This is a genomic window from Prevotella sp. P3-122 (assembly GCF_002251365.1).
GTDB lineage: Bacteria > Bacteroidota > Bacteroidia > Bacteroidales > Bacteroidaceae > Prevotella.
Genome location: NZ_NPJH01000055.1, coordinates 1 through 1,024 on the forward strand (window position 1 = coordinate 1; position 1,024 = coordinate 1,024).

Annotated in this window: 1 protein-coding gene; it reads left to right on the plus strand. The window is 40.1% G+C overall.

Annotated features, from left to right (window positions below):
• Positions 1-978, plus strand: a 978-nt coding sequence (locus tag CIL02_RS16360; RefSeq protein ID WP_170935067.1) for a hypothetical protein, incomplete at its 5' end; no start/stop codon positions are given.
• Between the last annotated feature and the right edge of the window lie 46 nt (positions 979-1,024).

Consider the following 1,024-nt stretch of genomic DNA (forward strand, 5'->3'; position numbering starts at 1 on the left):
GAAAACAAATCAGGGTTGTTCGTTGACGAAAGGATAGTTCCTGAACGCATGCATTATTACTATACAAAAGGATTATATCAAATTGGCATTGGAAAAATTGATGCAGCGGAATACTACTTCCGGAAACTGCTTGGAAGTAGCTTTGATTATGAGGCATGCAAAGGTCTTATCTCTGTTTACAGATTAAAGATGGACATCGACTCCATAAGCAAGTACTCCTTATTGAGCGAGAAAGCCATGGACGATATCTTGTCAAGGAGCCAGGCAGAGGCAGTAATACAGGCAAAATCTTTATACGACTACAACAGGATGAGGAGATTAGCTGATGCCAGCAAGTTAAGGGAACAGAAAACCTTGTTTGCTGTCTATCTGATAATTTCTGTCGTCATAGTATTAGGTATTTATGTGGTATGGTATATTTGGAGTACAAAAAAGAGGAACCGCACCGAGAAAGAGAGGATGCGCCACATTTACGTCCTTTTGAACAATGAACTTTCGGAATCAAAAACGGAATTGGAGAATATAAGGAAAGGCTGCATATCCATTGTAGAGATGAAAGAGCAGGAATTGGAGGAACTGCAGAAAAGAGTAAAGGAACTGGAAGAACAGCTACAGGGGAACAAGTGGGCTAATGGAGATTTTGTACGGACTTATGAAGATATTGTATCATGCTTCAAGCGTTATACCATACCAAATGCTTCCAAATCATCCCCTACGAAAAGCGAGTGGAACACTTTGAGTGATATGGTAAGGACTTTCTTCCCAAAGCTGCACTCATTGCTTTCCCAAAGGAAAGATATCAGCGAGCAAGAGTTCAAGGTATGTATGCTGATATATCTTGGCTTCAAGACTGGTGAGATAACCACTATCCTTGACACATCCATGCAGTCGGTTTCCAACACAAAAGCGAGTGTCAGCAGAAAGCTTTTCAATGAGAAATCAGCGGCATCCTTATATAGGAACCTCTCAAAAATGTAGAAGTGTACTCAGGTGTATTATTTTTATAACCACCTTGAAATCAATA